The following is a 22,500-nucleotide window of genomic DNA, read 5'->3' as shown; positions in this document are numbered from 1 at the left end:
ATCCGTCATATACTTGACGTTGAATCGCAAAAAATCAATTATCTCACAAGCAGAATCAATTTCAGCCTGGTAGGCGTTTTTGGACTGTCCCAACATCGTAGCCGCATTGAGGCGAGCCCGGTATGGTCCGGCAATCAGATCAGCGGCTTTCAGAAAGATCGCTGCCCGTTGTTCCCAATCCAGGGCAGCCCATTTTTCCCGCGCCTGCAAAGCGGCTTCAATTGCCATTGTTACATGCGATGCATCTCCTTCGTGAAAATAACCCAGTATGTGCTGATGATCGTGGGGAGGCGCCACTTTTAATTTATTTCCGGAAAAAATCGTTTCGCCTCCGATATACTGAGGAATATCTATCTTTTGGGACCGTCCTGTTTCGAGCGCTTTTTTTAATTCAGCCCGTTCAGGACTGCCCGGTTCATAGCTCTTGACGGGTTCGTTGATGGGTTGAGGTACCTTAAAAACTCCTTTTGGCATGATGAAATGAATTAAAAATAAATAATTGAATTGAAAATGGGTTTCGTTATGAGCGACTTACCTTACTTTTTCAGGTGATCACTTACTAACTAACATCTTCCATTCACTAATAACTTCACATTCTGGCAAGTTAGCCACTTTTCCTAAATTTACTTTTAGCCTGGCTCCCACCTACTGGCTGTTTTCCGTAGATTTGCGACTTTATTTCAATCCCTTACGCTTTTCTCATGCAGTTTTACAGTACCAGGACGCGCAGTATCAAAGCTTCACTTGAGGAAGCCGTTTTTAAAAGTCTACCGGCAGACAATGGGCTTTATATGCCCGAATCGATACCGACTTTGTCAAGCAGTTTTCTGGATACAATTGAAAACCGCTCTTTTAATGATATAGCGGTGGAGGTAGGTCACACATTGCTTGCTGAGGACCTTTCGCGCAGAGATATGGAAGAAATCGTGGAGCGCTCTTTTTCCTTTGATGCGCCGGTGGTAGAAATCACACCTGATACCCACGTTTTGGAACTATTCCACGGGCCTTCCATGGCTTTCAAGGATTTTGGTGCCCGATTTATGGCGGCATTGATGTCTCACTATCTCGTGCGGTCCCAAAAGGAAATCAAAATTCTGGTAGCGACATCCGGCGATACCGGAGGTGCTGTAGCGCAGGGATTTTATAAGGTACCCGGTATATCGGTCACGATTCTGTATCCAAGTGGTAAGGTGAGCGACATTCAGGAAAAACAGCTTACCACACTGGGTCATAATATTACCGCTTTGGAAGTAGACGGTACCTTCGATGATTGTCAACGGCTGGTCAAAGAAGCTTTCCTGGATCAGGAATTGAACTCGACCTACAATTTGGCCTCTGCCAATTCGATCAACATTGCCCGTTTGATCCCCCAGTCTTTTTACTATTTCTCAGCTTATGCCCAGACCAAGCATCTAGGCAAACCCGTAGTATTTTCGGTTCCCAGTGGAAACTTCGGTAATTTAAGTGCCGGAATATTGGCTTATCGGATGGGTCTACCTGTGGAGCATTTCGTAGCGGCCACAAATCGGAACAATGTGGTACCTCGCTATTTGGAAAGCAGTGCTTATGCTCCGTTACCTTCCATCGAAACCATTTCCAACGCAATGGACGTGGGAAGTCCCAGCAACTTTGTACGCCTGACCCGGTTCTTCGAAGACGACTGGCAAGAAACTCGGAAATTGATTTCAGGCTACTATTTCGATGACGAACAGACCAAAGCCAGTATGCGGCAAGTTTTTGAGCAGACTCACTACGTCATGTGTCCGCATACGGCTGTTGCCTACGAAGGGTTACAAAAGTACCGGACTGAAAGTGGGCAGGATTTTACAGGCATCTTTCTGGCGACTGCTCATCCGGCCAAATTTCTGGATTTGGTGGAAGGTACTCTCGAAACTCCTATTTTTATTCCTGAAAGGCTCAAAAATTTACTTTCGCTTGATAAAAACGCAATTCCTTTAAAACCGCGTTTTCAGGACTTCAAGGCCTATTTATTGGGGTAGAAGCCGATTTTATTCGGCCTGAGAATTGCGTAGAATCAATATTTTCGTATACTGGTACATTCTATGAAAAAGAAAACCGGACTATTTTTTACAAAACAGTCCGGTTTTCCTCAAATGTTGACCTACCTTACTATCAATTAATAGGATCACCCCGAAGCGTTCGGAATCGCTTCCGGGATTCAGCGATAAAAATACTACCGGGATATTTTTCCAGCAGTTCCTGATACAATTTCATTGCTTCGTCTTTATCGTTCAATTTTTCCTGGTAGAGTTTCGCCATTGTAAATAGCGCGTCGTCACCCAAGATGTCGTAGTGAAATTTTTCCTTAATTATTTTCAGAGCCTCAAGAGCTTGCTGATTGCTGTCGAGCTTCATATAAGTTTTGGCCGTGAGCCAGAGAATCTCATCCGCGAGGCTATGATCCTGGTATTTTGCGTAGAGGTGTTTCAGAGAGTCGATTGCTTCTCCGGTCCTGTTTTGAAAAAGTAACAGTTCTACATTGGAGTATTCCCGCATGGCGGTTTCGGAAGAATCAAGTCCGGTGTTATCCATAATGAGCAGACTCAAGTCATTGGCATCATTGGCAATTTCACGGCTCGTGGCTTTTTTCAATATATCCAGTACTTCTTTGGAAAGGGCGAAATCAGCTTTATAATAATGTAGCTTGGCATTCCGGAGCTTGGCCTCATAGCCCAGTACATCGTCTTTCTGTGATTTTTCTACTTGTGAATACAACAGGGTAGCTTCCCAAGGCTCGCCTTGCAGGAGGTAAATATCACCCAAGTCGAGTTTGCATTTATCCACAAATTCCTTTTCCGTTTTGCCTGCCTCAATGGCTTTGGTCAGGATATCAATTGCCTTGTCTTTTTCATCCAGATAAAAAGCGTGGAGGATGGCCATATTGCGTAAGGCCTCGAGTGTGCGGGCGTTGGTACCTAGCTCAGCCAATAGCTTTTGATATTCACCAATTAGCTTCTGTACCTCCGCAGTATTGACTGGGTAGGTATTCTTCACCTGTTCTTCACGGGAGCTGATGGCCATGCGCCGGGCAAAAGGATAAAGCTGACCCTGTGGGTACTCTTTCACAATGTACTCAAACATGGCCGCGGCATTCTCGTGGTCCTTATTCTGTAATGCCAGATTGGCCAAATCAAAAATACGGGTACCACTGTACTTGAAACGCTTGTCGAGGGCCCGCTCCTGAATGAAAGCTTTATAAAAATCCTTACGCTGTACCTGGTACCATACTAGTAGCTCGTTATAAAAAGCTTCATTGGGGTTTTTCTGAATTTTCTCGTACAGCACTTTTTCCAAAAGCGCCTGCTCCTTTTCGGCTTTGATAAAATCCTGAAGCATGTTTTGAACGATCTCGGTATTGCGAAAAAGAATCCCATACGAAAGCAGCTCGGCGATCATACTTTCAGGATCGTTTAATTCGCGGTATACGCTCGCCATTTCCAGGCGGTAGAGGTTCTCATTCTTGGCTACCTCCCGAGCGCGCTGGAGCGTCCGCTGTGCCCACTCCGCCTTTTGCATCTCGCGAAACTCTTCGGCCAAATCTTTGTACAGATCAACCCGCGCACCAAATGCCTCAATTGCCTCTCCATATTTTTTTTCTGCTTCATCAGTTTTGCCCTGTGCCTCGATCAGCATTCCCCAGTTCAAAAAGTACCAAGGCGCATTTGCTCCCTCACTCTTGACCTGTTTCTTAAAAAACTTATCGGCCTCGTCCCAGTCTTTAGTTTTGATGAGACAGCTGGTATAATTTTTTAATGAACGCTTATCAAACGATTTCTTCAAAATCTTCTGATAGTAGCTGACTGCTTTTTCACAGTCTTCATTTTTAAAATACTCTTCCGCCATCTGTTCATCCGACTGTGCCCTTAGCGTGTAGGTCCCGAACAATAGCCCCAATAAGGTTATCCACTTTAAGTACCTCTTCATAAATAATAAAAAAGAATAATTTTTATCTATTACAATTAAATTAGGCCTGTGGATTTGTGTACAACTAATCTATCCACTCAAGTTCCACTTCAGCCGAGCGGCTCACTGTTTACAAGTTAGGCATTTATCCACGGAGTTGTGGACTTTGTAAACAACTAATTTACTCTCTATCAAGTATGTTTTTTTCTTTCCACAAACTTAAGTGAATTGTGGAGGGATAACTTTTCACATCTTATACACACTAGCTGAAGTGTATCAACAGCCTGTTAAGTACAGGATAGCGGGTAGGTTTTCAACTTCAGCTTTATCACCATCTTCTTTTCCACACTCATTGGCTTTTTTCCACAGTGTTTCCCACACTAAAACCCGGAGTTTCCACAGTAGCTTTTGGTTTTCCACATGCTTATGCACATTAAACGTGATTTTGACAAAAACTAATCTGCTGTTTTTGAAGGTATCGTGAAATTGTTGTCGTCAAACTCAAAGTTGCTTTTAACCTGAATAGGATCGGGAAAATAGTAGATGGGTTCGGGTTGACGCCCCTGATTGTAATTGCCCGTGTCCCAACGGCGGTTATTGTTGCGATCAATAATAACACGCAGCTGGTACTTGCCCGGTGGAACACGAGTGAAGGTGTAAGGAGAGGTATAGGCGGTACGTACTACCTTGAATTCTTCATTGATTAGCTCAATGAAAAAATGAGTGGTGGAATCACTGGTAATTTTTCCCCGGAGAATCCCGTAGTCTTCCTCTTTCAAAACCGTGTGCCGGTAGGAAACGGCCGGTAGGGTATCACCCTCAACGCTAATGACAGCCCCAGCAGGAACTATCCATTTGATACTATCCCGGGCCGTGGCGACACCCGAAACAGATATCTCATTGTGGTAGGTGTTCCACTGCCATTGCATAGTTGCCAACGGCTGTTTAGTCAAGCTATCGTTCTGAAGTTGGATTTGTTCAGGCAGTAGTTGTGCAATGGGTTTATTGAAAATAAATGTATAGGTAAAGTCGCGGGCCAGGGGCTGTCCCCGTTCGGGTACTGTTCGCAGGGTGAGGGGTTCAAGCTGTTTTTCTTTGCCCCGCTGGACTAGAAATGCAATTTTTTGCTCTTGTTCAAACTTCTGACCAAGTGAATCTACCCCAGTGATTGAAACCAGCGTGGTATCCGTAGTACCCGTCGTATTGAAAAATTTGAGCTGCGTGGCGTTTTCTGGAAAATAAGCCAGCGAATCACCTTTCAAGTATCGCACTCTTAGGCTATCCATGCCTTTGTTAAAGACAACAGTGTAGTTGTTTACTTTCGGAGTGGTACGTTGAATTCGAGGTGGCGTACCATCGGAATGATATAGTTTGAGATTATAGTTGGTGGTGTCGGTACCTACCTGAATGGCCGAATCAAGAAAAGCGATCCGTTCATCTTTCGTGTTGTAAAGTTGATTGCGATTCTTATCATCAGTGGCAATGAGCCGGTAGCGGGCTACCTGTATATTCTCAATGGCAAACCTGCCACTGCTGTCGGTTCTTGAAAAATAATAGGGTTTCTGTTTCTCAGGATTTATGGTATCATTCAATTTATAGAGTCCAACCAACGCATCGAAGATCGGCTTGTTGCTTCGCAGATCGGTAATACTACCATATACCCGGGCGGAGTCGATGGTCGGGCCAGTACTAAAAACCAGTTTTAGATTTTGAGCAGGGTTACGCTCGGCAAAGTCTTTGATGCCATCCCCAAAATTGAAAGTGTAAGTAGTGCTATCCGCAAACTTTTCCTTAAAGGCTAAGACAATGGAGGTACCCTTCTGCTTGAAGTTGTAAGGGTTCTCTATTTCCGGAGTGATAATGAGTTTCTGCTGGATATTATCAACGATGACGTACTCATCGAAGAGTAATTCTATTTCCTTTCCCTGAAAGTTACGGGACTTATTTGGAGGATTCGATTCTAATAAAGTGGGGGCGATAATGTCTTTTTTTCCTCCCGTAGGGGCTACCTGCTGAGCGCAACGCACCAGGATGAACAAAAGGAAAAAACAAGCTAGGTACTTCTTCATCGGAAATGATGTTTTGGAAATAAACTTGAAGATAGGTAAGAACCGAACAATTGTTCAATTAAAAACCCCCAATACCGGCGTGTGGCATTGGGGGTTTTGTATGTGGGTTGCCCATCAGGCTTTGGCGAGCACGTAAATCAGGCTGGAGGTGTTAGGATGGCCATGGCCTACCCGTCGGCCTTTCCAATTGGATACTGATCCCTCCCACAGGCTTTGAGGTACATTGGTCTTCCCCTGTTGGTAACGATTACTCAATAGAGCTACGTAGTAAGAATCAAACCACATAGGCACGATCCTCTCTACCGTGAATTGGTGTGCTTCGGCCAGTTGTGTCATTGATTTTTTTGTGAAATGGTACAAATGGCGAGGTACATCATACGCAGCCCAAAACTCTTTAAATCTTCTGGCATCTTCTGATTCTGCATTAGGTACCGCAATGATTAACCTTCCCTTCGGGGAGAGATGTGCGTGCAACCATTCAAATGTTTCGTTGAGTAGGTGCACATGTTCAAGTACATGCCACATCGTGATGGCATCGTAGGTGGTTGTATCAAAATATGGATCCTGAATACTTTCGAAAATGACCTCTCCTACCCTACCCTGACTGATGGCACGTGCCTGTGCATCGGGTTCTGTACCGGCCACTTGCCAACCGGCTGCTTTGGCCTGCGATAGAAAAAAACCGGTTCCACTACCAATGTCCAAAAGTGAGCCCGTAAATCCAATGGATTTTTTCAGAAGCTTGATTTTCTGTTGAGTTGTAAACTCCCTTACCCGATTGTACAGCCTACTCATTACATCCTTCCCTTCATCATGGTGTGAGATATAATCCGTAGACTCATAATAACTTCCGATTAACTGCTCCGTAGGCCGGGGATTTGTAAACAAAAACCCACAGCTTTCACACCGTACTATCTGAAATACCTGCTCGGTTACCGTGTTGTCTTTGGCTTTCAAAAACGGTTTGTATGTACTTCCCTGGCAAACCGGGCATTCATTCAAAGTTTCCAATGCGACCTTCATCTTCCTAAATGAATCATGAGTACTGAAATATCTGAGGGGCTGACACCACTGATCCGGGAAGCCTGACCAATCGTCTGAGGCTTTGCTTTTTTTAATTTCTCCCTCCCTTCGAAAGATAGGGCAGGTACCTTATCATAATTAAAGCCAGAAATGATGGCAAGATCTTCCATTCGGGTCATCTTTTCAACCATCAATCGTTCCTTTTCAATGTAGCTATCATACTTCACATGGACCTCCGCCTGTTCGATGGCGTCTTCTTGCAGAGGGTCCATCCAGTTGACTAATGCCGGACTCATTTCTCTGATTTCACGCATACTCAATTGTGGTCTTTTAAGTAGCTGCCATAGTGAAGTTCTGTCTCGAATTAGGGAAGTATGATAAGCCTCCAACTGTGTATTTACATCTTCAGGGTTGACTTTAATTTTCATCAATTCTTGCACTAACTCATCGGTCTGTGAAATTTTTCGTTTCACATTCTCTAGGCGTTCATCATCTGCTAATCCTATCGCGTGACTTTTTTCGGTGAGTCGGATATCGGCATTATCCTGCCGAAGAAGCGTACGGTACTCCGCTCTTGAAGTAAACATTCGATAGGGTTCTTCTGTACCCTTATTGATCAGGTCGTCTATGAGTACACCGATGTAAGCTTCGGACCTTTTTAAAACGAAAGCATTCTCTTCCTTTACTTTACGGTGTGCATTTATTCCGGCCATTAGCCCCTGACAAGCGGCTTCCTCGTAGCCCGTGGTACCATTAATCTGACCGGCAAAATATAGGTTTTCTATCAGGTGGGTTTCCAGTGTTAGCTTTAACTGTGTAGGAGGAAAATAGTCATACTCTATCGCGTAACCCGGCCTGAACATCCGTACGTTTTCAAAGCCAGGGATTTCTTTCAACGCCCTATACTGTATGTCCTCAGGTAGCGATGTTGAAAATCCATTCACATACACCTCAACCGTATTCCAGCCTTCAGGTTCCACAAAAATCTGATGACGATCCTTATCCGCAAACCGATTGATTTTATCTTCTACCGAAGGACAGTATCGTGGACCCAGTCCTTTAATACGTCCCGAAAACATGGGCGATTTATCAAAACCTGTTTTAAGTACCTCATGTACTTTTTCGTTTGTGTACGTTATCCAACAGCTCCTTTGCTTTTCAAGTCGGGGTGTATTTTTATATGAAAATTTACCTGCTTCTTCATCCCCTGGCTGCTCTTCCATACGGGTATAGTCCAAGGAGCGGCCATCTACTCTAGGGGGGGTACCTGTTTTCATACGACCCGACTCAAAGCCTAAGGTGATGAGTTGTTCGGTGATACCCGTTGCGGCCCGTTCGCCACTTCTGCCTCCTCCAAAGTTTTTCTCTCCAATATGAATCAACCCATTTAGGAAGGTACCATTTGTAAGCACTATGGCTTTGGCAATTATCTCTATACCCAAGCTCGTTTTCACTCCACCTACTCGACCCTCCTTTACAATTACTCCGGTTACGGTATCTTGCCAGAAGTCTACGTTTGGAGTTGATTCCAGTATTTGCCGCCATTCCTGTGCAAAAAGCATCCGATCACTTTGGCACCTTGGGCTCCACATTGCTGGGCCCTTCGAACGATTCAGCATCCTGAATTGGATCATAGTCCGATCACTTACAATGCCGGACTGTCCTCCTAAGGCATCGATTTCACGAACGATCTGACCTTTGGCTACTCCACCCATCGCCGGATTGCACGACATTTGAGCAATCGTCTGCATGTTCATTGTAATCAAAAGTACTTTCGATCCCATATTAGCCGCCGCCGCCGCTGCTTCGCAGCCTGCGTGACCTCCTCCTACCACGATTACATCATACTCTGGAAACATCCTATTTAAGATTAAATTAAAAAAAGTCTCAACAAAACGTCAAGACTTTATGGTTTTGTAAAAAAGAACAAAATGTTCCACGTGGAATTTTATTGGTACTTATAGTTTTTAAGATAAAAGTCTTCCTTATTACGCATTCTGATCTTTGAAGGTTCATCGCCATCGCCGTAGCCTACGAGGTGAAGAACGCCGTGTACAATAACACGACGTAGCTCTTCGTCAAATTTTACTTCGGCAGCCTCGGCATTTTCAATGACTCGATCGGTGCTAATGTAAATTTCGCCTTCAACTTCTTTTTCATCATCACTTGTATCGAAAGTAATAATGTCGGTGTAGTAATCGTGTTGAAGGTGTTCACGATTCATATTAAGAAGGTAATCGTCAGAACAGAAAATGTAATTCAACTGATTAAGGGAAAAGCCTTCAGATTCAATTACAAACTTCAACCATCGCTTCGCTTTGGTTGGATTAGGAAGGTCATACTCGACGTCCTCCGCAAAAAATTGGATCATTGTTTTCAAAATGCAGATTGTTTTAGTGTGTAATAGTATTAAACTTAAACTTAAACAAAGCAACTACCAAAGAAAATATATAGTTACTAAACTTTACGAAATGTAACACAAAAATACTTTATTTCTCATATTAACAACACAATTTGAGCAAGAGGGGATGTACCAAAGAGTTATTGGATTTACTGAGTCTATTTTTCAGATTGATATTTTCTAAAATAAGAGTCAACCTCCCGTTTATAGAAAGGGGAAAATTCAGGAGGAATCGAGCGAAGCAACTCAGTTTGACGTTCTTTCTCTCTAATGTATTGTTCAAAAGCAGGTGGTGGCCGGCGAATTATCTGATTTGCTGTTTCACCTTTGCGTTTGTCATCTTCATCCTGTTCACGCATTGCCTTTTCGGATTCCAAAAGACGGGTGGTAATTTCCTTATTCCGATTTTTCAAATCCTGATTGACCCGTTTGTTTACCAGATCAGTTTCAGATTCATCCATTTTTTCCATGAGTTCTTTTAACTCATTCCCGTACTTCTGTCCCATTTCAGTGCCTTTTTGCGAATCCATAAGCTCTTGGATCATCTTGCGAATCATAGCCTGTTGAGCGGCCATGCGGGCAAGTTGCTCAGAATTTCCTTGCTGTCCCTGCCCACTTTTCCCCTCCCCCATTTTCTGGAGCTGATCACTTAACTCCCGTTGCATTTCGCCTGCCGATTTGCCCTTCTCTTTACCCTTCTGCTGTCCCTGCCCTTTTCCCTTCCCAGGCATGGCCATGGCCATAGCCATTTGTTGCTGCATTTGTCTGAACACATCACTCAACATAAGTGCCAAATTGTTCATGGAAGTCATAGCAAATTGCTGCTTGGAAGTAGCAACATTGATCCGTCGATCCTTAATGCTGCCTACACTTTCATCCATATAGGATTTCATGTCATTAAGCTCACGGGTAATGAACGATTGGATTTGAATCACGCGATTGGCCAGTGCGTAGAGGCTATCCTCAATCACTTTGGCATCATCCTGCAATTTCAGCTGTTCCTGCCCGAGTGTAACAAAGCGTGGGTCTTGCAAATTGACTCCCTTAAAATCCTTCATAAGCTTTTCCTGATCGAAGGAGAGTGTAATCAGATTCTCCAGAATATCCCGTAGAGCATCCATGTCTTCCTGCATTTGAGCCATCTGAGAGTCCATCATTGCCTGAGACATGGACTCAGACATCTTACGCATGGATTTTGCAGCTTTCTGTTGGGATTGAGCAGCGTCCGAATTCTGTTGTTTATCAAGTTGCTGTTTACTTTGCTCCATTTGCTGCTCAGCATTCTTTTCTTCCGCTTCCTGGGTATCAGGTTTATCGTCGATCTCCTCTCCCATTTTCTCAATCTCATCGAGATCTTCCTTAAGCTCGTTAAATTCTTCCTGGATTTTCTCTTGTTCTTTTTTCAAATCCTCATTTTTTCCACTCTTATCATCGCCCTCTTTCTTAACTTTATCGTCTGCACTTTTTTTATCATCCGCATTTTTCTTATCCTCTGCTCCTTTCTTATCGGCGTCTTTTTTCTTGCTATCGGAATCCATTTTCTCATTAGCCTGCTTCTTTTCGTCGGAGTTTTTCTGGGTTTCCTCGGCAAGTTTTTCTTCCTTTTCAGCTAATTCCTCCAGCTTCTCAACCGCTTTTTCCATCTTTTGCTCCATCTGCATTTTCTTAAACAGATTCAGCGTACGCTCCAGCTCCTTTTCCAGGTTGTTCTCTTTGTTCCGGAGTTTTTCAAGCATCTTGGTCATACGCTCGCTCTGTTTCTGCTCCAGTAATTTTTGCAGTTCCTTATACAGTTTGCTAGTCTCATCGTCCATTAGATCATCCATCAACTTCTGGAGCTGATTGAGTTTTTCTTGGGTTTCGGGACTTTGCTGGCTAAACTGCTTCGATTTCTCATTGGTAGCCTTATTCTGATCCTGGATCGAACGGACTTCCTGCATCAGATCTTCACGTTTCTTGATAATGTCCTCAACCTGCTTACGTTCCTGAAAGTCGAGTTCTTTATTCGTCTTGAGGCGTTTTTCCAGATTTTCGAGGTCTCGCTCCAGGCTTTTTGCTTTCTTCAAAGCCTTTTCCATTTGCTCTTCGGTCTGCTGGGCCGACTTATCTACTTCTTCCTGTAATTTATCTTTTTCAGGAACAGCGAAATTAATTGTGCGAGAACGCGCGCTTTTGGGACCGTTCACGCCGTCATTATCCCAAACCTGAGCATAGTATTCAATTTTATCACCCGGTGCCAGTTGCAGGCTATCAACGTACCATTGAAAATAAAAGCTCTGAGTATTGACCGTTTTGTTGAAAGGGATAGCAATACTTTTAAGATCAGGTTTTTTATCTTCAGGCTGATTTTCGCGACGAACAGAATAGAAGAGTTTAAGCTGGGAAAATCCATAGTCGTCACTAATGGATCCACCTACTACCAGGAAGTTGTAAAGGGTTGTGTCCTGGAAATTCTCCAGCGAGAGCACTGGAATCTTATCGGGTATTACATTGAGATAATAGCCAATTTTTTCCGCGTTAGGCGTCTCATTGTTCTGGAGCATTACATGGTACTGCGACGATTTGCGGACAGACCTCCGGTACTGAAAACGCTTATCATCCCGATTTTCGGCTTTATACAGCAGGGAATCATTGTCGAACTTCAAGCCAAGGGCTTTCGTAGAAGAAGTGTTGAAATTCCATTCTACCACCGTGCCTTCCGGTACGGTGAGGTTTCCTACATTGGATAAGGCTTCAGCAGGCTTATTTAGGTAAGAAGGATAACGCAGGTTTACATCGAAGGACAATAAGCTAGGGCGCTCGACGATTTTAAGAGTATAATCGTCGGAAACGAAGCCCGCGGCGTCAAACGAAAAATGCACATCGCGCTGAACATTTTTGAAGGTATAGGTGAAAGTGCGTGCTGCTTCCTGATCCAATTTAAAGCGCGTACCATTTTGCACCAGGTACACCGCTTGGGGTAAAGCCTCACCTTCAAGGGTCAGATTAAGCACGAAATCTTCATTACGAAATGCCTTCAGCTCTTTATTATTCAGTTGAAAAGTGAAAGGGGCATAGGTATAATTTTTCTGGAAATGAATGATCCGGTCGGAACTTGACGTAAAAAAAGTAGGATTGAATAACAGAATAACCGCAATCGCCGCCAAAGGATATATGGCATATTTGATGTATTGCTTGTTTTCCTGGAAGCGTATGGCATCCGCAAAACGCACCACTAAAAGTTGACTTGATTTCTGCCGGATACTGGCTTCGATCAGGTCGGTCTGCCGACCGGAAAGTGATTGAAGCTGTAAAGTATTGAGTAGCTTATCGCCAATTTCAGGAAAGTATTGTCCAATCTGCAGAGCCGCAGTTTCATTGGTCAACGGCCTCCGCAGACCGTACAAATTGATGAGAGGCTGAACAATCCATTGGTATAAAGAGAATAGCAACACAGCCAGAAAGCCAAAAAACAGCATTCCCCTGACGCCCGAACTAAATCGCCCGAAGTATTCCAATGCGTTGAAGACAAGAAAAACACTAAGTAAAAGAGCAGCCGAAAAGATGAGGCCTTTCAGCAAACGATTCTGATAGTATTTCTGGCGGTATTCCTGAATGCGTAACAACAGGGTATTCACAGAGGTAGTAGAAGCTGCCATTCTCTAGGTACGTTAATGTCGATGATCAAATCCGTTACGCGGCAAAGTCACTCAGGGTCAAAAAGTCACTTATTTTTTTGGCTTGTAAATGAAAAAAATGAGCGAAGAAAAGGAATGCTGTACATTCCAGACCTTCGAACTCATCCAATAAAAATGCTTAATGCTTTTTAAACGTCTACTGAGGCGGGTTTATTGGCTTTGATTGAGCCGATAAAATCCTTTATTTCATGTTCAAAGGCCTTACTGTTCTGTAATATACGAATAAAAGCACTACCGATAATAGCACCATGGGCATAATGGCAAGCTTTATCAAATGTAGCCTGATCCTTGATTCCAAAACCGATCAACCGAGGGTTTCGAAGATTCATGGCATTGATGCGATCGAAGTAGGCTTCCATATTGTCATTGACACCTGCCTTTGATCCTGTCACACTTGCCGAGGATACCGTATAAATAAAACCTTCGCTTACGGCATCGATCTGACGGATTCTTGCTTCGGAAGTTTGGGGGGTTACCAGAAAAATATTGAGCAAACCGTATTTTTCAAAAATCGCTTTGTACTCACGGAGATAAACATCCATAGGCATATCGGGCAAAATCAACCCATCTACCCCCACCTCGGCGCAGCGTTCGCAAAACCGCTCTAAACCGAACTGAATCACTGGATTCAGGTACCCCATCAAAAGCACAGGTACCGTGATACCCTCAGCGCGCATTCCACTTAGTTGCTCAAACAAGAGCCGGACCGTCATGCCATTTTCAAGTGCCTGCTGATTGCTTTGCTGGATCGTTTCGCCATCGGCCACAGGATCGGAATAGGGCATACCGATTTCTACCAGATCTCCCCCCGCTTCTTGCAGAGCAGAAAGTATCCGCCGCGTATCGTTCAGTTGAGGGTACCCTGCCGTAAAATACACATTGAGATTGGCAGCAGGCTGTCTTTCAAAAAGGTCAGTAATTCGGTTCATTCCTGAGTCCAATAGTCAATAACCAGTACTTTGTCCAAATGCGGGCCTAGGATCGCACCAAATGCCTTGTGATCAGGATGAGGTAGATAGGCAGCGCGATCTTCCTCACTATCGAATGTCACAAAAAAGCAGTGCGTGAAACCCTGGTTCAAGTTTTCGGGGCTATTGTTGGTACCCCATTCCAGCGATTTAATTTCCTTGATCTTGGAGGGAAGCGCCAGGAAAGCTTCCTCTACTTCTTTAACTTGGGCAGGCGTGGAAGAATCTTTAAATTTAAACAGAACGACATGACGCAGCATTTTCTTCGATTCGGTTGGTTCGTTCATTGATTCAGTAGTTTCTTTTTCGGATTCAGTACTATCGTTTTTTGAGTCGGCAGTCTGGCAGGAGCTGAAGGCCACTACGCCAAGCAAAAGAATTCCGGAAGTTAATGAGAGGAAGGTTTTTTTCATTGGAATAAATTAGAGGTTTAGAGAGAAATGTTGGAGTACTAATCGGTAGAATCAACCCGAGCAATTGATACATTCTTCGCCTTGATCAAACTTCTGGCGATCAAACTGACCGAGTTTTTCTTTGATTTCTAAAATCTCATCCTCAAGATCGCAGCGTTCAAACAACGAAATGTCAGGTGAATCTTTTTTGGTTTCCAGTGTCTGCAGTTTCAAACGCAGGTCGAAAACTTCGGGCAATGCGAGTGTAGCCATGTTTTTTGGATATGAATTGTGAGAAACTAAATTGAGATCAACAGAAAGACTGTAATTCAACAGCGGTTTGTTACAGGTACTTCATGTAGGTACTTAGGTCTTTGTCGCCGCGTCCTGAGAGGTTTACCACGACCACATCGTTTTTACCAGCGCCAATGCGGTCAAGGACCGCCAGCGCATGGGCACTTTCCAATGCGGGAATGATTCCTTCAATACGGGCCAGTTCTAAGGAAGCCTGAATAGCTTCATCGTCGGTAGCTGACAGGAATTTGGCTCGACCTGTCTGGAAAAGGTGTGCATGGACGGGACCAATACCTGGATAATCCAGCCCGGCCGATAGTGAATAGGGCTCTACTACCTGTCCATCCTCAGTTTGCATCAGAATGGTACGGCTGCCGTGAAGTACCCCCGGTTTGCCCAAGGCAGTAGTGGCAGCCGAATGTCCCGAGTCTATACCCTGTCCGGCAGCTTCTACAGCAATCAGTTGTACCGATGGTTCGTCCAGATAATGATAAAATGCTCCGGCAGCATTGCTACCTCCTCCCACGCACGCTACTACATAATCAGGATTTGGGGTACCTACCTGTTCTTGGAGCTGTGTTCTCATCTCAGCCGAAATCACTGACTGAAAACGGGCTACCATATCGGGATAAGGGTGTGGTCCTACTACCGACCCGATGATGTAATGCGTATCGGTCGGATTATTGATCCAGTGCCGCATGGCCTCATTCGTAGCGTCTTTGAGCGTCTGAGAACCGCAGGTTGCCGCCCGGACTTCGGCACCGAGCATTTTCATACGGGCTACATTGGGGGCCTGCCGTTCGATATCAAGCGAACCCATGTACACGATACACTCAATACCCATCAACGCACATACGGTGGCCGTGGCCACGCCATGCTGGCCGGCTCCGGTTTCAGCCACGATACGCTTTTTGCCCAGTCGCTGGGCTAACAGAATTTGCCCGATCGTATTATTGACTTTATGGGCGCCGGTATGGCAGAGGTCTTCCCGCTTGAGATAGATTGTGGTACCATATTTTTCGGATAGCCGCTTGGCCAGATACAGGGGAGTCGGCCTACCTACATAGTTCCGTAGCAAGTCGTTGAACTCGGCCTGGAACTTAGGCTCGGCCATGATGTCGAGATAGCGCGTGCGGAGCTCTTCTACGTTGGGGTGCAACATCTCAGGTACAAAGGCACCGCCAAACATTCCGTAATAGCCGTTCGCATCAACTTGGTAGGCTATTTTTTCGTCCAATATTTCCATGTCAAACTTCCAGTTCTTCCTCCTCTTTAATTCTGATTTTATCAAGCACTTTGCGTATCTGCTCTATATCCTTCACTCCAGGTTCTATCTCAAAGCAGCTATTGATGTCGATGCCATAAATCCGAATCGACCGCGAGAGTTCAATGACCTTGTCAATATTGTCGACGCTGATGCCGCCACTCAGCAGAAACGGTTTTTCCTGGTCGTACTTACGCAGGATGTTCCAGTCGAAGGGTACTCCATTTCCACCCGGCAGGGTACCTTTGGTATCAAACAAAAACAAGTCACAAAAAGGTTTGTAATTATTGAGCATAGCAAAATTAAAATCATTGTCGACAGAGAACGCTTTGATAATGTTGAGCCCCTTTTGGCGGAGAATCCGGCAGAAATCCGGCATCTCGTTACCATGAAGCTGTACGTACTGCAAGTCGTACTGCCTGGCCATGCTCATGATGTAATCGGGGCTGGCATTAACAAAGACACCTACCTTCTTAATGGAAGAAGGTACCTGTCGGATAATTTCTTCATTCAGGCCCTCTCCTACGTAGCGGGGTGATTTATCATAGAAAATGAAACCAATAAAATCCGGTTTTAGAGGAATCAGTGATTGGATATTAATGCGTTCGCGCATTCCGCATACTTTCAATTTCATACGAATGAGGATTTATGGTTGGTACTAAGGGAAAGGGTGTTCTGTAAGTGTTCTAACGCCACTGCGGGGTCCGATGTTTTCATAAAAGTTTCTCCAATAAGAAAACCTTGATAGCCATGCTGGAAGAGATTGAGGATAGTTTCAGTGTCTTTTAAGCCGCTTTCCGAAATCTTCACAAACGTATCTGGAATGGTCTCGGCTAGTTCAAGGGAAGTTTCGGTGAAGGTAGAGAAAGTCTTAAGGTTTCGATTGTTGACACCGACCATATCCACGTCCTCACACAGGCACTCACGTAGTTCTTCAGCATTGTGCACTTCCAATAGAACTTCAAGCTTCAGCTCGTGTGCCTTTCGGGCCAGAGTTTGCACCTCCTGTGGTGAAAGACAGGCCGCAATCAGTAAAATCACATCAGCTCCCAGCGACTTGGCTTCAAAGAGTTGATACTCATCGACCATAAAGTCTTTTCGTAGCATGGGAGTATGCGGGTTAGCCGCGCGGGCTTTGCTAAAATCGTCAAAGGTACCCCCAAAAAACTCTGTGTCTGTAAGTACCGACAAGCCTTTGGCACCACCCGCCGTAAAACCCGCCGTAACTACTTCTGGCCGGGCATGCGCATTGATAATGCCTTTTGAAGGAGATTGACGCTTGAATTCGGCAATGATACCGGGTGCTGGGGTCTGACGTAAGGCATGTGCCAAAGAAAGAGTGGGCCGAGAGAACAGGGTGTCTTTCTCAAAGTCCCGCTGATGCTTAGCTACTTTGGAAGCAGCTACCTCGCTACGTTTATGGGCAACTATTTTTTCTAGAATATTCATTCTGTTTTTTTCAAATCCAATTGGTCAAGGCTCGTAATCATAGGGCAACCAGTTTTTGAAAAGCTGCCAACGCTTTTTTGCTTTCAATCGACTCACTAGCTTTGGCAACTGCCTCCATAAGATTCAGCCTAGGATTAGCCGCGTATAGTGCCAGTGCCGCGTTGGCTACCACGGCCTGTTTTTGAACCGATGTGGCTACATCGTTCAATACATTCATGAAAATTTGAGCGGATTCTGCGACAGTAGTGCCGCCGGAAAGAGTTTCGGGCCGAACGGTATCGAGCCCTAAGTGAGAGGGAGTCAGAACTTGCTCGGCGTGAGCTGTAATAATTTTGAAAGGGCCGGTCAGCGACACTTCATCGTAACCGTCCAGGGCATGAACCACCATGAATTGCTTGTCGGTTTGCTGGTAAAGATACGCATAAAGTCTTGCTAATTCAAGGCTGAATACCCCAGCAAGCTGCTTCTTGGGGAAAGCGGGATTGGTCATAGGACCCAGCATATTGAAAAAAGTCTTGACGCCCAACTCCCGACGTACCGGAGCTACATTCTTCATAGCGGGATGGAATAAAGGGGCATGCAGAAAACATACACCCGCCTGTTCGATGGCCCGTTCGAGGTAACTGGGGTCATTGCTGAATTTTACACCCAGATATTCCAGTACCGTAGAGGAACCACAGGTTGACGAAACCCCGTGATTGCCATGTTTGGCCACGCGCTGTCCCGCCCCGGCTACCACAAAACACGAAAGTGTAGAGATATTGAAGGTATCTTTGCCATCTCCTCCGGTACCACAAACATCCATAGGATCGTAGGCTGACAAATCGACGGCCAAACATAGTTCCAGCATGGCATCCCGAAAGCCTTCCAACTCGGCCACTGTGATGCTTCGCATAGCATAAATAGTGAGAAAGGCGGCGATTTGCGACGTATTGTAATCGCCTTTGGCAATGCCCATCAGCACTTCCTTGGATTGTTCTTTGGTAAGGGCCTTATATTCAAATAGATGATTGAGAATCTTTTTCATGAAAACAGATAATGTAGAATGAATAAACCGACCGAATCGATGAAGGTACCTAGGTACTCAACCAATTCTGCAACATCTCCTTACCATACTCAGTCAGTACGGATTCCGGATGAAATTGCAGACCGCGCACATCATATTGCTTATGCGCCAGCCCCATCACCCTACCCTGCTCGTCTACTGCGGTGATGGCCATCGAGTCGTGAACTGTTTCGGGAATCACGGTCCAGGAATGGTAACGACCTACCTTGAATGCCTCAGGAAGCCCTTTGAAGAGACGTTCGCTAGGGTCGGTTACGATATTCTGATCGCTGATTCCGTGTAGTACATCGGACATGTTTTCCAGTTGCCCGCCAAAAACCTCGCCAATCCCCTGATGGCCCAGGCATATGCCCAGAATACTCTTGGAAGGCGCATACTCGCGTACAACATCCTGCATAATGCCCGCTTCGGAGGGAATACCGGGTCCTGGTGAAAGCAAAATTTTATCATACTCCGCTACCGCTTCCAGCGAGATTTTATCGTTTCTGAATACATCTACCTGTTTGTGCAATTCGCGGAGAATATAGACCAGGTTATAGGTGAAGGAATCGTAATTGTCAAGAACCAGAATTTTCATACAAAGCAATAATGAAGAAAGTACTAATAATGAAGAAAGTACTAAGGAGTGGTTTATACAGCAATTGAATAGTCCAGGGATAATTCGTCGCCTGGCTTGCCCCGGATCCCCCAATAGTGCGGAGGCGTTTCGGAAAGGGTGATTTCCAGATCATTGGGAGAAATAGACAACTCTTTTTCAAAACGTTCAAACAGCAACCGATACAGATTCTTCTTAGCGGAAATGGAACGTCCTTCAAAAAGAGAGATTTCGATGATGGTATAGCGATCGGTTCTACCTTCGGGGTAATAGAAATCCGCGGGGTCTAATTCAAAGAAGCGATGTGCCCGCTTATTTTCTGGATACTGAAAAGCTTCCACAACACAGGAATGAAGCACATCAGAAAGCTGCCTTTTGATAGGTGCCAGATGAGATCTTAATCCGTATATTTTGATTTGCGACATCGTACTTGGAAGATATTAAATTGTTTCAGCCATGGCAATGGCATTTCGGAGTGCCGCTAGTTTACTGTTGATCTCATTCAGTTCGCTTTCTACATTGGATTTAGCGACCACACCCATCCCAGCGCGATAAAACAACGTATTATCCTTACTCAGGAAGGTACGTATGGCAATGGCATGGTTAAAATCTCCGTTGAAATCCATAAAACCAATGGCACCTCCATAAATGCTTCGATTACTGGTTTCCAGGCCATCTATAATTGTCATGGCATTATGCTTGGGTGCGCCAGAGAGGGTACCTGCCGGAAAAGTGTCGGCTACCAATTGCAGCGGATTGGTCCCTTCCTTCATGGTACCTACCACTTTGGATACCAAATGGATTACATGCGAGAAGAACTGCACCTCTTTATAAGTTTCTACTTTCACGGCATCACAACTTCGGCTCAGATCATTGCGGGCCAAGTCGACCAGCATCACGTGTTCGGCCGTTTCCTTCGGATCATTGAGCAGTTGTTGGGCTGCTTCGGCATCAGCACTATCGTCGCCGGTGCGCTTGAAGGTACCCGCAATGGGATGAATCTCGGCCTGTCCACCTTTTATGAAAATCTGCTTCTCCGGTGAAGAACCAAAAATCTTGTAGTTACCATAATCGAAGTAAAAAAGGTAGGGGGAGGGATTGATGGAGCGCAGCGCCCGGTACACATTGAATTCATCACCCTGGAAGTTGCGGCTGAATCGCCGGGAAGGGACGATCTGAAAAACATCGCCCCGGTGGCAGTGGTCGATGCAAGTCTGAATCACTCCTCGCATTTCGTCATCTGTTACATTCGATGTCTCGGGAGTCGTAGCGGCAAATGTATGAGTAGGGAAGTTCCGATTTTTGATGATGATTTCAATCTGTTCCAACCCCTCTCCTGCGCTGCCATTCTCGTAGCTATGCTCAAAGATGTAAAGTTCATCCTTGAAATGATTGATGGCAATTACGTACCGATATACCTGATACATGATTTGGTCAATGGCAGTTTCCGGCGAAGGAGGCTGAATGCTAATATCTTCAAAATACGCCACCGAATCGTAGGTTATATGCCCAAACAAGCCATTCGTAATGAACGGGAACGAGGGTGAATCTTGATCCGTTGTAAAGCGCTGCGCAAAACGCTGTAAAACCAAAATGGCTTCCTTAGGATAGGAAAGCGTAAGGGATTCTTTCTCGCCATCTGGAAACTGTTGCTCTACCTGACCTTTATTCAGAACAAAGGAAGCCACGGAGTCACAGCAGATGTAGGAAAATGAATCCTCATTGCCATGATAATCAGAACTTTCCAGCAATAGCGTATTTACGAAGCGATCACGAAGCTTGAGATAAATGGAAACAGGCGTCAGGGTATCTGCCAATAGTTTTTTGTATCGGGTTTTGATAGCGTAGGGAGAGGTCATAGGAAAAATAACTATTTGGATAATACTACATTTCTAATGCTTATTTCAAATGCGATAAAAAAAAGCGGCTCGCCGTTCCGATGAACAGCGAGCCGCTTTTTACGTTTTATATCTTGATTACGCATAAAGGCTTTCCCATTCATCTCGGAGAGAAGAACGCCACCACCATGCAGTATTCAAGAAATGATTCATATTAAATTCAATTTGGGAAAAGCAACTTCTTCTTTCTTGGTGAAGTCGTAACATTGCAAATATAGGAGAAGGGAAATCAGACTACCAAATTATATTTTCAATTTCAATAAAAAAGTACGCTATAACGCAACAGCCCCCCTAGCTTGTGGCAGGGGGGCTGTCGTTGGTGGTATTGTGGCGGCTACCTACTTTACCGGTTTCGAGGCCAGTATCATCGGCGGTGCGGGGCTTAACTTCTCTGTTCGGGATGGGAAGAGGTGACCACCCGCCCCATAGCCGCCAGCAAGGCTTTTATGGGAGGTAATGCTTGTATGTACTTATGTACTTGCGGTCAATGAGCATGTGGAAACGAGAGAAGAAAATCGGCTGTGTGCGGGAGTGTGCCGCAAGCCCTCGGGCGATTAGTACCGCTCGGCTGAGCGCTTCTCGGCGCGTGCACCTGCGGCCTATCGACGTCGTCGTCTACGACGGCCCTGCTATCGGGAGGACTCATCTCGGGGCCGGTTTCGCACTTAGATGCCTTCAGCGCTTATCCGCTCCCCACGTGGCTACCCGGCCGTGCCCCTGGCGGGACAGCCGGCTCACCAGCGGTGGGTCCACCCCGGTCCTCTCGTACTAAGGGCAGCCCCCCTCAGTCCTCCTGCGCCCACCACAGATAGGGACCGAACTGTCTCACGACGTTCTGAACCCAGCTCGCGTGCCACTTTAATCGGCGAACAGCCGAACCCTTGGGACCTTCTCCAGCCCCAGGATGTGACGAGCCGACATCGAGGTGCCAAACCTCCCCGTCGATGTGAGCTCTTGGGGGAGATCAGCCTGTTATCCCCGGCGTACCTTTTATCCTTTGAGCGATGGCCCTTCCATGCGGGACCACCGGATCACTATGCCCTGGTTTCCCACCTGCGCGGCCCGTCGGCCTGGCAGTCAAGCCGGCTTGTGCCATTGCACTCCCCGCACGGTTACCAAGCGTGCTGAGCCGACCTTTGGAAGCCTCCGTTACCCTTTCGGAGGCGACCACCCCAGTCAAACTGCCCGCCATGCGCGGTCCCCGGTTGAACCGGGTTAGGACCCGGGACAGCGGAGGGCGGTATTTCAAGGTTGGCTCCACGGCGCCTGGCGACGCCGCTTCGCTGCCTCCCGCCTATCCTACACACCGCTGACCCAAGACCAACGCAAAGCTGCAGTAAAGGTGCACGGGGTCTTTCCGTCCCGTGGCGGGTAGGCGGCATCTTCACCGCCACTACAATTTCACCGAGCTCACGGCTGAGACAGTGCCCAGATCGTTACACCATTCGTGCAGGTCGGAACTTACCCGACAAGGAATTTC

At 45.7% G+C, this 22,500-nt stretch carries 18 protein-coding genes and 2 rRNA genes (2 of these 20 cut by a window edge); 1 reads left to right on the top strand and 19 read right to left on the bottom strand.

Annotated elements, in window-relative coordinates:
- Positions 1 to 474: the beginning of an L-glutamate gamma-semialdehyde dehydrogenase gene (gene pruA, locus GBK04_RS12630; protein WP_152760178.1), read on the bottom strand. Its footprint begins 1,161 nt before the window's first position; only the first 474 of its 1,635 coding nucleotides appear in the window; the start codon lies at positions 472 to 474; its stop codon lies off the left edge, out of view.
- A 227-nt stretch (positions 475 to 701) separates the two neighbouring features.
- On the opposite strand from pruA, the gene thrC reads away from it, so the two are divergent.
- Entirely contained in the window at positions 702 to 2,000 is a 1,299-nt protein-coding gene (thrC, locus tag GBK04_RS12625; RefSeq protein ID WP_152760176.1) for a threonine synthase, read from the top strand.
- Positions 2,001 to 2,133: 133 nt separating this feature from the next.
- On the opposite strand, the gene GBK04_RS12620 is transcribed toward thrC, so the two are convergent.
- From GBK04_RS12620 to GBK04_RS12535, 18 genes are all read right to left on the bottom strand, one after another.
- Entirely contained in the window at positions 2,134 to 3,945 is a 1,812-nt protein-coding gene (locus GBK04_RS12620) for a tetratricopeptide repeat protein (RefSeq protein WP_152760174.1), read from the bottom strand.
- 434 nt (positions 3,946 to 4,379) lie between these two features.
- Complete coding sequence (locus tag GBK04_RS12615) at positions 4,380 to 5,993, bottom strand: Ig-like domain-containing domain (protein WP_152760172.1); 1,614 nt, start codon at positions 5,991 to 5,993, stop codon at positions 4,380 to 4,382.
- 114 nt (positions 5,994 to 6,107) lie between these two features.
- Positions 6,108 to 6,950, bottom strand: coding sequence for a class I SAM-dependent methyltransferase (locus GBK04_RS12610; RefSeq protein WP_373330932.1), 843 nt, complete (start codon positions 6,948 to 6,950; stop codon positions 6,108 to 6,110).
- Positions 6,951 to 7,012: 62 nt separating this feature from the next.
- Positions 7,013 to 8,875 carry a tRNA uridine-5-carboxymethylaminomethyl(34) synthesis enzyme MnmG gene (gene mnmG / locus GBK04_RS12605; RefSeq protein ID WP_152760168.1) on the bottom strand — a complete coding sequence of 621 codons (1,863 nt, stop codon included), beginning with the start codon at positions 8,873 to 8,875 and terminating at the stop codon, positions 7,013 to 7,015.
- 89 nt (positions 8,876 to 8,964) lie between these two features.
- On the bottom strand, positions 8,965 to 9,387 hold the full coding sequence (ybeY, locus tag GBK04_RS12600) for an rRNA maturation RNase YbeY (RefSeq protein WP_152766071.1): 423 nt from the start codon (positions 9,385 to 9,387) through the stop codon (positions 8,965 to 8,967).
- A 188-nt stretch (positions 9,388 to 9,575) separates the two neighbouring features.
- Positions 9,576 to 12,563 (bottom strand): DUF4175 family protein, encoded by a 2,988-nt coding sequence (locus GBK04_RS12595; protein WP_373330931.1) that lies wholly within the window; start codon positions 12,561 to 12,563, stop codon positions 9,576 to 9,578.
- 659 nt (positions 12,564 to 13,222) lie between these two features.
- Positions 13,223 to 14,023: a tryptophan synthase subunit alpha gene (gene trpA, locus GBK04_RS12590; protein WP_152760164.1), complete on the bottom strand. Its 801-nt coding sequence runs from the start codon at positions 14,021 to 14,023 to the stop codon at positions 13,223 to 13,225.
- Positions 14,020 to 14,475, bottom strand: coding sequence for a Dabb family protein (locus GBK04_RS12585; RefSeq protein ID WP_152760162.1), 456 nt, complete (start codon positions 14,473 to 14,475; stop codon positions 14,020 to 14,022). The genes trpA and GBK04_RS12585 overlap by 4 nt, the downstream gene beginning before the upstream one ends.
- A gap of 51 nt (positions 14,476 to 14,526) precedes the next feature.
- A complete protein-coding gene (locus tag GBK04_RS12580; protein WP_152760160.1) occupies positions 14,527 to 14,727 on the bottom strand; it encodes a hypothetical protein in 201 nt (66 codons plus the stop codon).
- A 70-nt stretch (positions 14,728 to 14,797) separates the two neighbouring features.
- Positions 14,798 to 15,994, bottom strand: a complete 1,197-nt coding sequence (gene trpB, locus GBK04_RS12575; RefSeq protein ID WP_152760158.1) for a tryptophan synthase subunit beta — start codon at positions 15,992 to 15,994, stop codon at positions 14,798 to 14,800.
- Between the two features lies 1 nt (position 15,995).
- Positions 15,996 to 16,646 carry a phosphoribosylanthranilate isomerase gene (locus GBK04_RS12570; RefSeq protein WP_152760156.1) on the bottom strand — a complete coding sequence of 217 codons (651 nt, stop codon included), beginning with the start codon at positions 16,644 to 16,646 and terminating at the stop codon, positions 15,996 to 15,998.
- On the bottom strand, positions 16,643 to 17,461 hold the full coding sequence (gene trpC / locus GBK04_RS12565) for an indole-3-glycerol phosphate synthase TrpC (protein WP_152760154.1): 819 nt from the start codon (positions 17,459 to 17,461) through the stop codon (positions 16,643 to 16,645). The genes GBK04_RS12570 and trpC overlap by 4 nt, the downstream gene beginning before the upstream one ends.
- 37 nt (positions 17,462 to 17,498) lie before the next feature.
- Positions 17,499 to 18,488, bottom strand: coding sequence for an anthranilate phosphoribosyltransferase (trpD, locus tag GBK04_RS12560; protein ID WP_152760152.1), 990 nt, complete (start codon positions 18,486 to 18,488; stop codon positions 17,499 to 17,501).
- A gap of 49 nt (positions 18,489 to 18,537) precedes the next feature.
- Positions 18,538 to 19,104: an anthranilate synthase component II gene (locus GBK04_RS12555; protein ID WP_152760150.1), complete on the bottom strand. Its 567-nt coding sequence runs from the start codon at positions 19,102 to 19,104 to the stop codon at positions 18,538 to 18,540.
- 53 nt (positions 19,105 to 19,157) lie between these two features.
- Positions 19,158 to 19,547, bottom strand: a complete 390-nt coding sequence (locus GBK04_RS12550) for a tautomerase family protein (protein ID WP_152760148.1) — start codon at positions 19,545 to 19,547, stop codon at positions 19,158 to 19,160.
- 15 nt (positions 19,548 to 19,562) lie between these two features.
- Positions 19,563 to 20,981: an anthranilate synthase component I family protein gene (locus GBK04_RS12545; RefSeq protein WP_152760146.1), complete on the bottom strand. Its 1,419-nt coding sequence runs from the start codon at positions 20,979 to 20,981 to the stop codon at positions 19,563 to 19,565.
- Between the two features lie 364 nt (positions 20,982 to 21,345).
- A 5S ribosomal RNA gene (rrf, locus tag GBK04_RS12540) occupies positions 21,346 to 21,457 on the bottom strand.
- A gap of 97 nt (positions 21,458 to 21,554) precedes the next feature.
- A 23S ribosomal RNA gene (locus GBK04_RS12535) occupies positions 21,555 to 22,500 on the bottom strand (it continues 1,898 nt past the right edge of the window).

Origin of the sequence: Salmonirosea aquatica (genome assembly GCF_009296315.1) — a bacterium.
Lineage (GTDB): Bacteria > Bacteroidota > Bacteroidia > Cytophagales > Spirosomataceae > Salmonirosea > Salmonirosea aquatica.
This window is presented reverse-complemented; position numbering and strand designations above follow the sequence as displayed.

What these genes read in the sequence shown, in the direction of transcription:
- thrC (WP_152760176.1), top strand. Translation starts at nt 702, where the DNA reads ATGCAGTTTTACAGTACCAGGACGCGCAGTATCAAAGCTTCACTTGAG.
- GBK04_RS12620 (WP_152760174.1), bottom strand. Translation starts at nt 3,945, where the DNA reads ATGAAGAGGTACTTAAAGTGGATAACCTTATTGGGGCTATTGTTCGGG.
- GBK04_RS12615 (WP_152760172.1), bottom strand. Translation starts at nt 5,993, where the DNA reads ATGAAGAAGTACCTAGCTTGTTTTTTCCTTTTGTTCATCCTGGTGCGT.
- mnmG (WP_152760168.1), bottom strand. Translation starts at nt 8,875, where the DNA reads ATGTTTCCAGAGTATGATGTAATCGTGGTAGGAGGAGGTCACGCAGGC.
- ybeY (WP_152766071.1), bottom strand. Translation starts at nt 9,387, where the DNA reads ATGATCCAATTTTTTGCGGAGGACGTCGAGTATGACCTTCCTAATCCA.
- trpA (WP_152760164.1), bottom strand. Translation starts at nt 14,023, where the DNA reads ATGAACCGAATTACTGACCTTTTTGAAAGACAGCCTGCTGCCAATCTC.
- GBK04_RS12585 (WP_152760162.1), bottom strand. Translation starts at nt 14,475, where the DNA reads ATGAAAAAAACCTTCCTCTCATTAACTTCCGGAATTCTTTTGCTTGGC.
- GBK04_RS12580 (WP_152760160.1), bottom strand. Translation starts at nt 14,727, where the DNA reads ATGGCTACACTCGCATTGCCCGAAGTTTTCGACCTGCGTTTGAAACTG.
- trpB (WP_152760158.1), bottom strand. Translation starts at nt 15,994, where the DNA reads ATGGAAATATTGGACGAAAAAATAGCCTACCAAGTTGATGCGAACGGC.
- GBK04_RS12570 (WP_152760156.1), bottom strand. Translation starts at nt 16,646, where the DNA reads ATGAAATTGAAAGTATGCGGAATGCGCGAACGCATTAATATCCAATCA.
- trpC (WP_152760154.1), bottom strand. Translation starts at nt 17,461, where the DNA reads ATGAATATTCTAGAAAAAATAGTTGCCCATAAACGTAGCGAGGTAGCT.
- trpD (WP_152760152.1), bottom strand. Translation starts at nt 18,488, where the DNA reads ATGAAAAAGATTCTCAATCATCTATTTGAATATAAGGCCCTTACCAAA.
- GBK04_RS12555 (WP_152760150.1), bottom strand. Translation starts at nt 19,104, where the DNA reads ATGAAAATTCTGGTTCTTGACAATTACGATTCCTTCACCTATAACCTG.
- GBK04_RS12550 (WP_152760148.1), bottom strand. Translation starts at nt 19,547, where the DNA reads ATGTCGCAAATCAAAATATACGGATTAAGATCTCATCTGGCACCTATC.
- GBK04_RS12545 (WP_152760146.1), bottom strand. Translation starts at nt 20,981, where the DNA reads ATGACCTCTCCCTACGCTATCAAAACCCGATACAAAAAACTATTGGCA.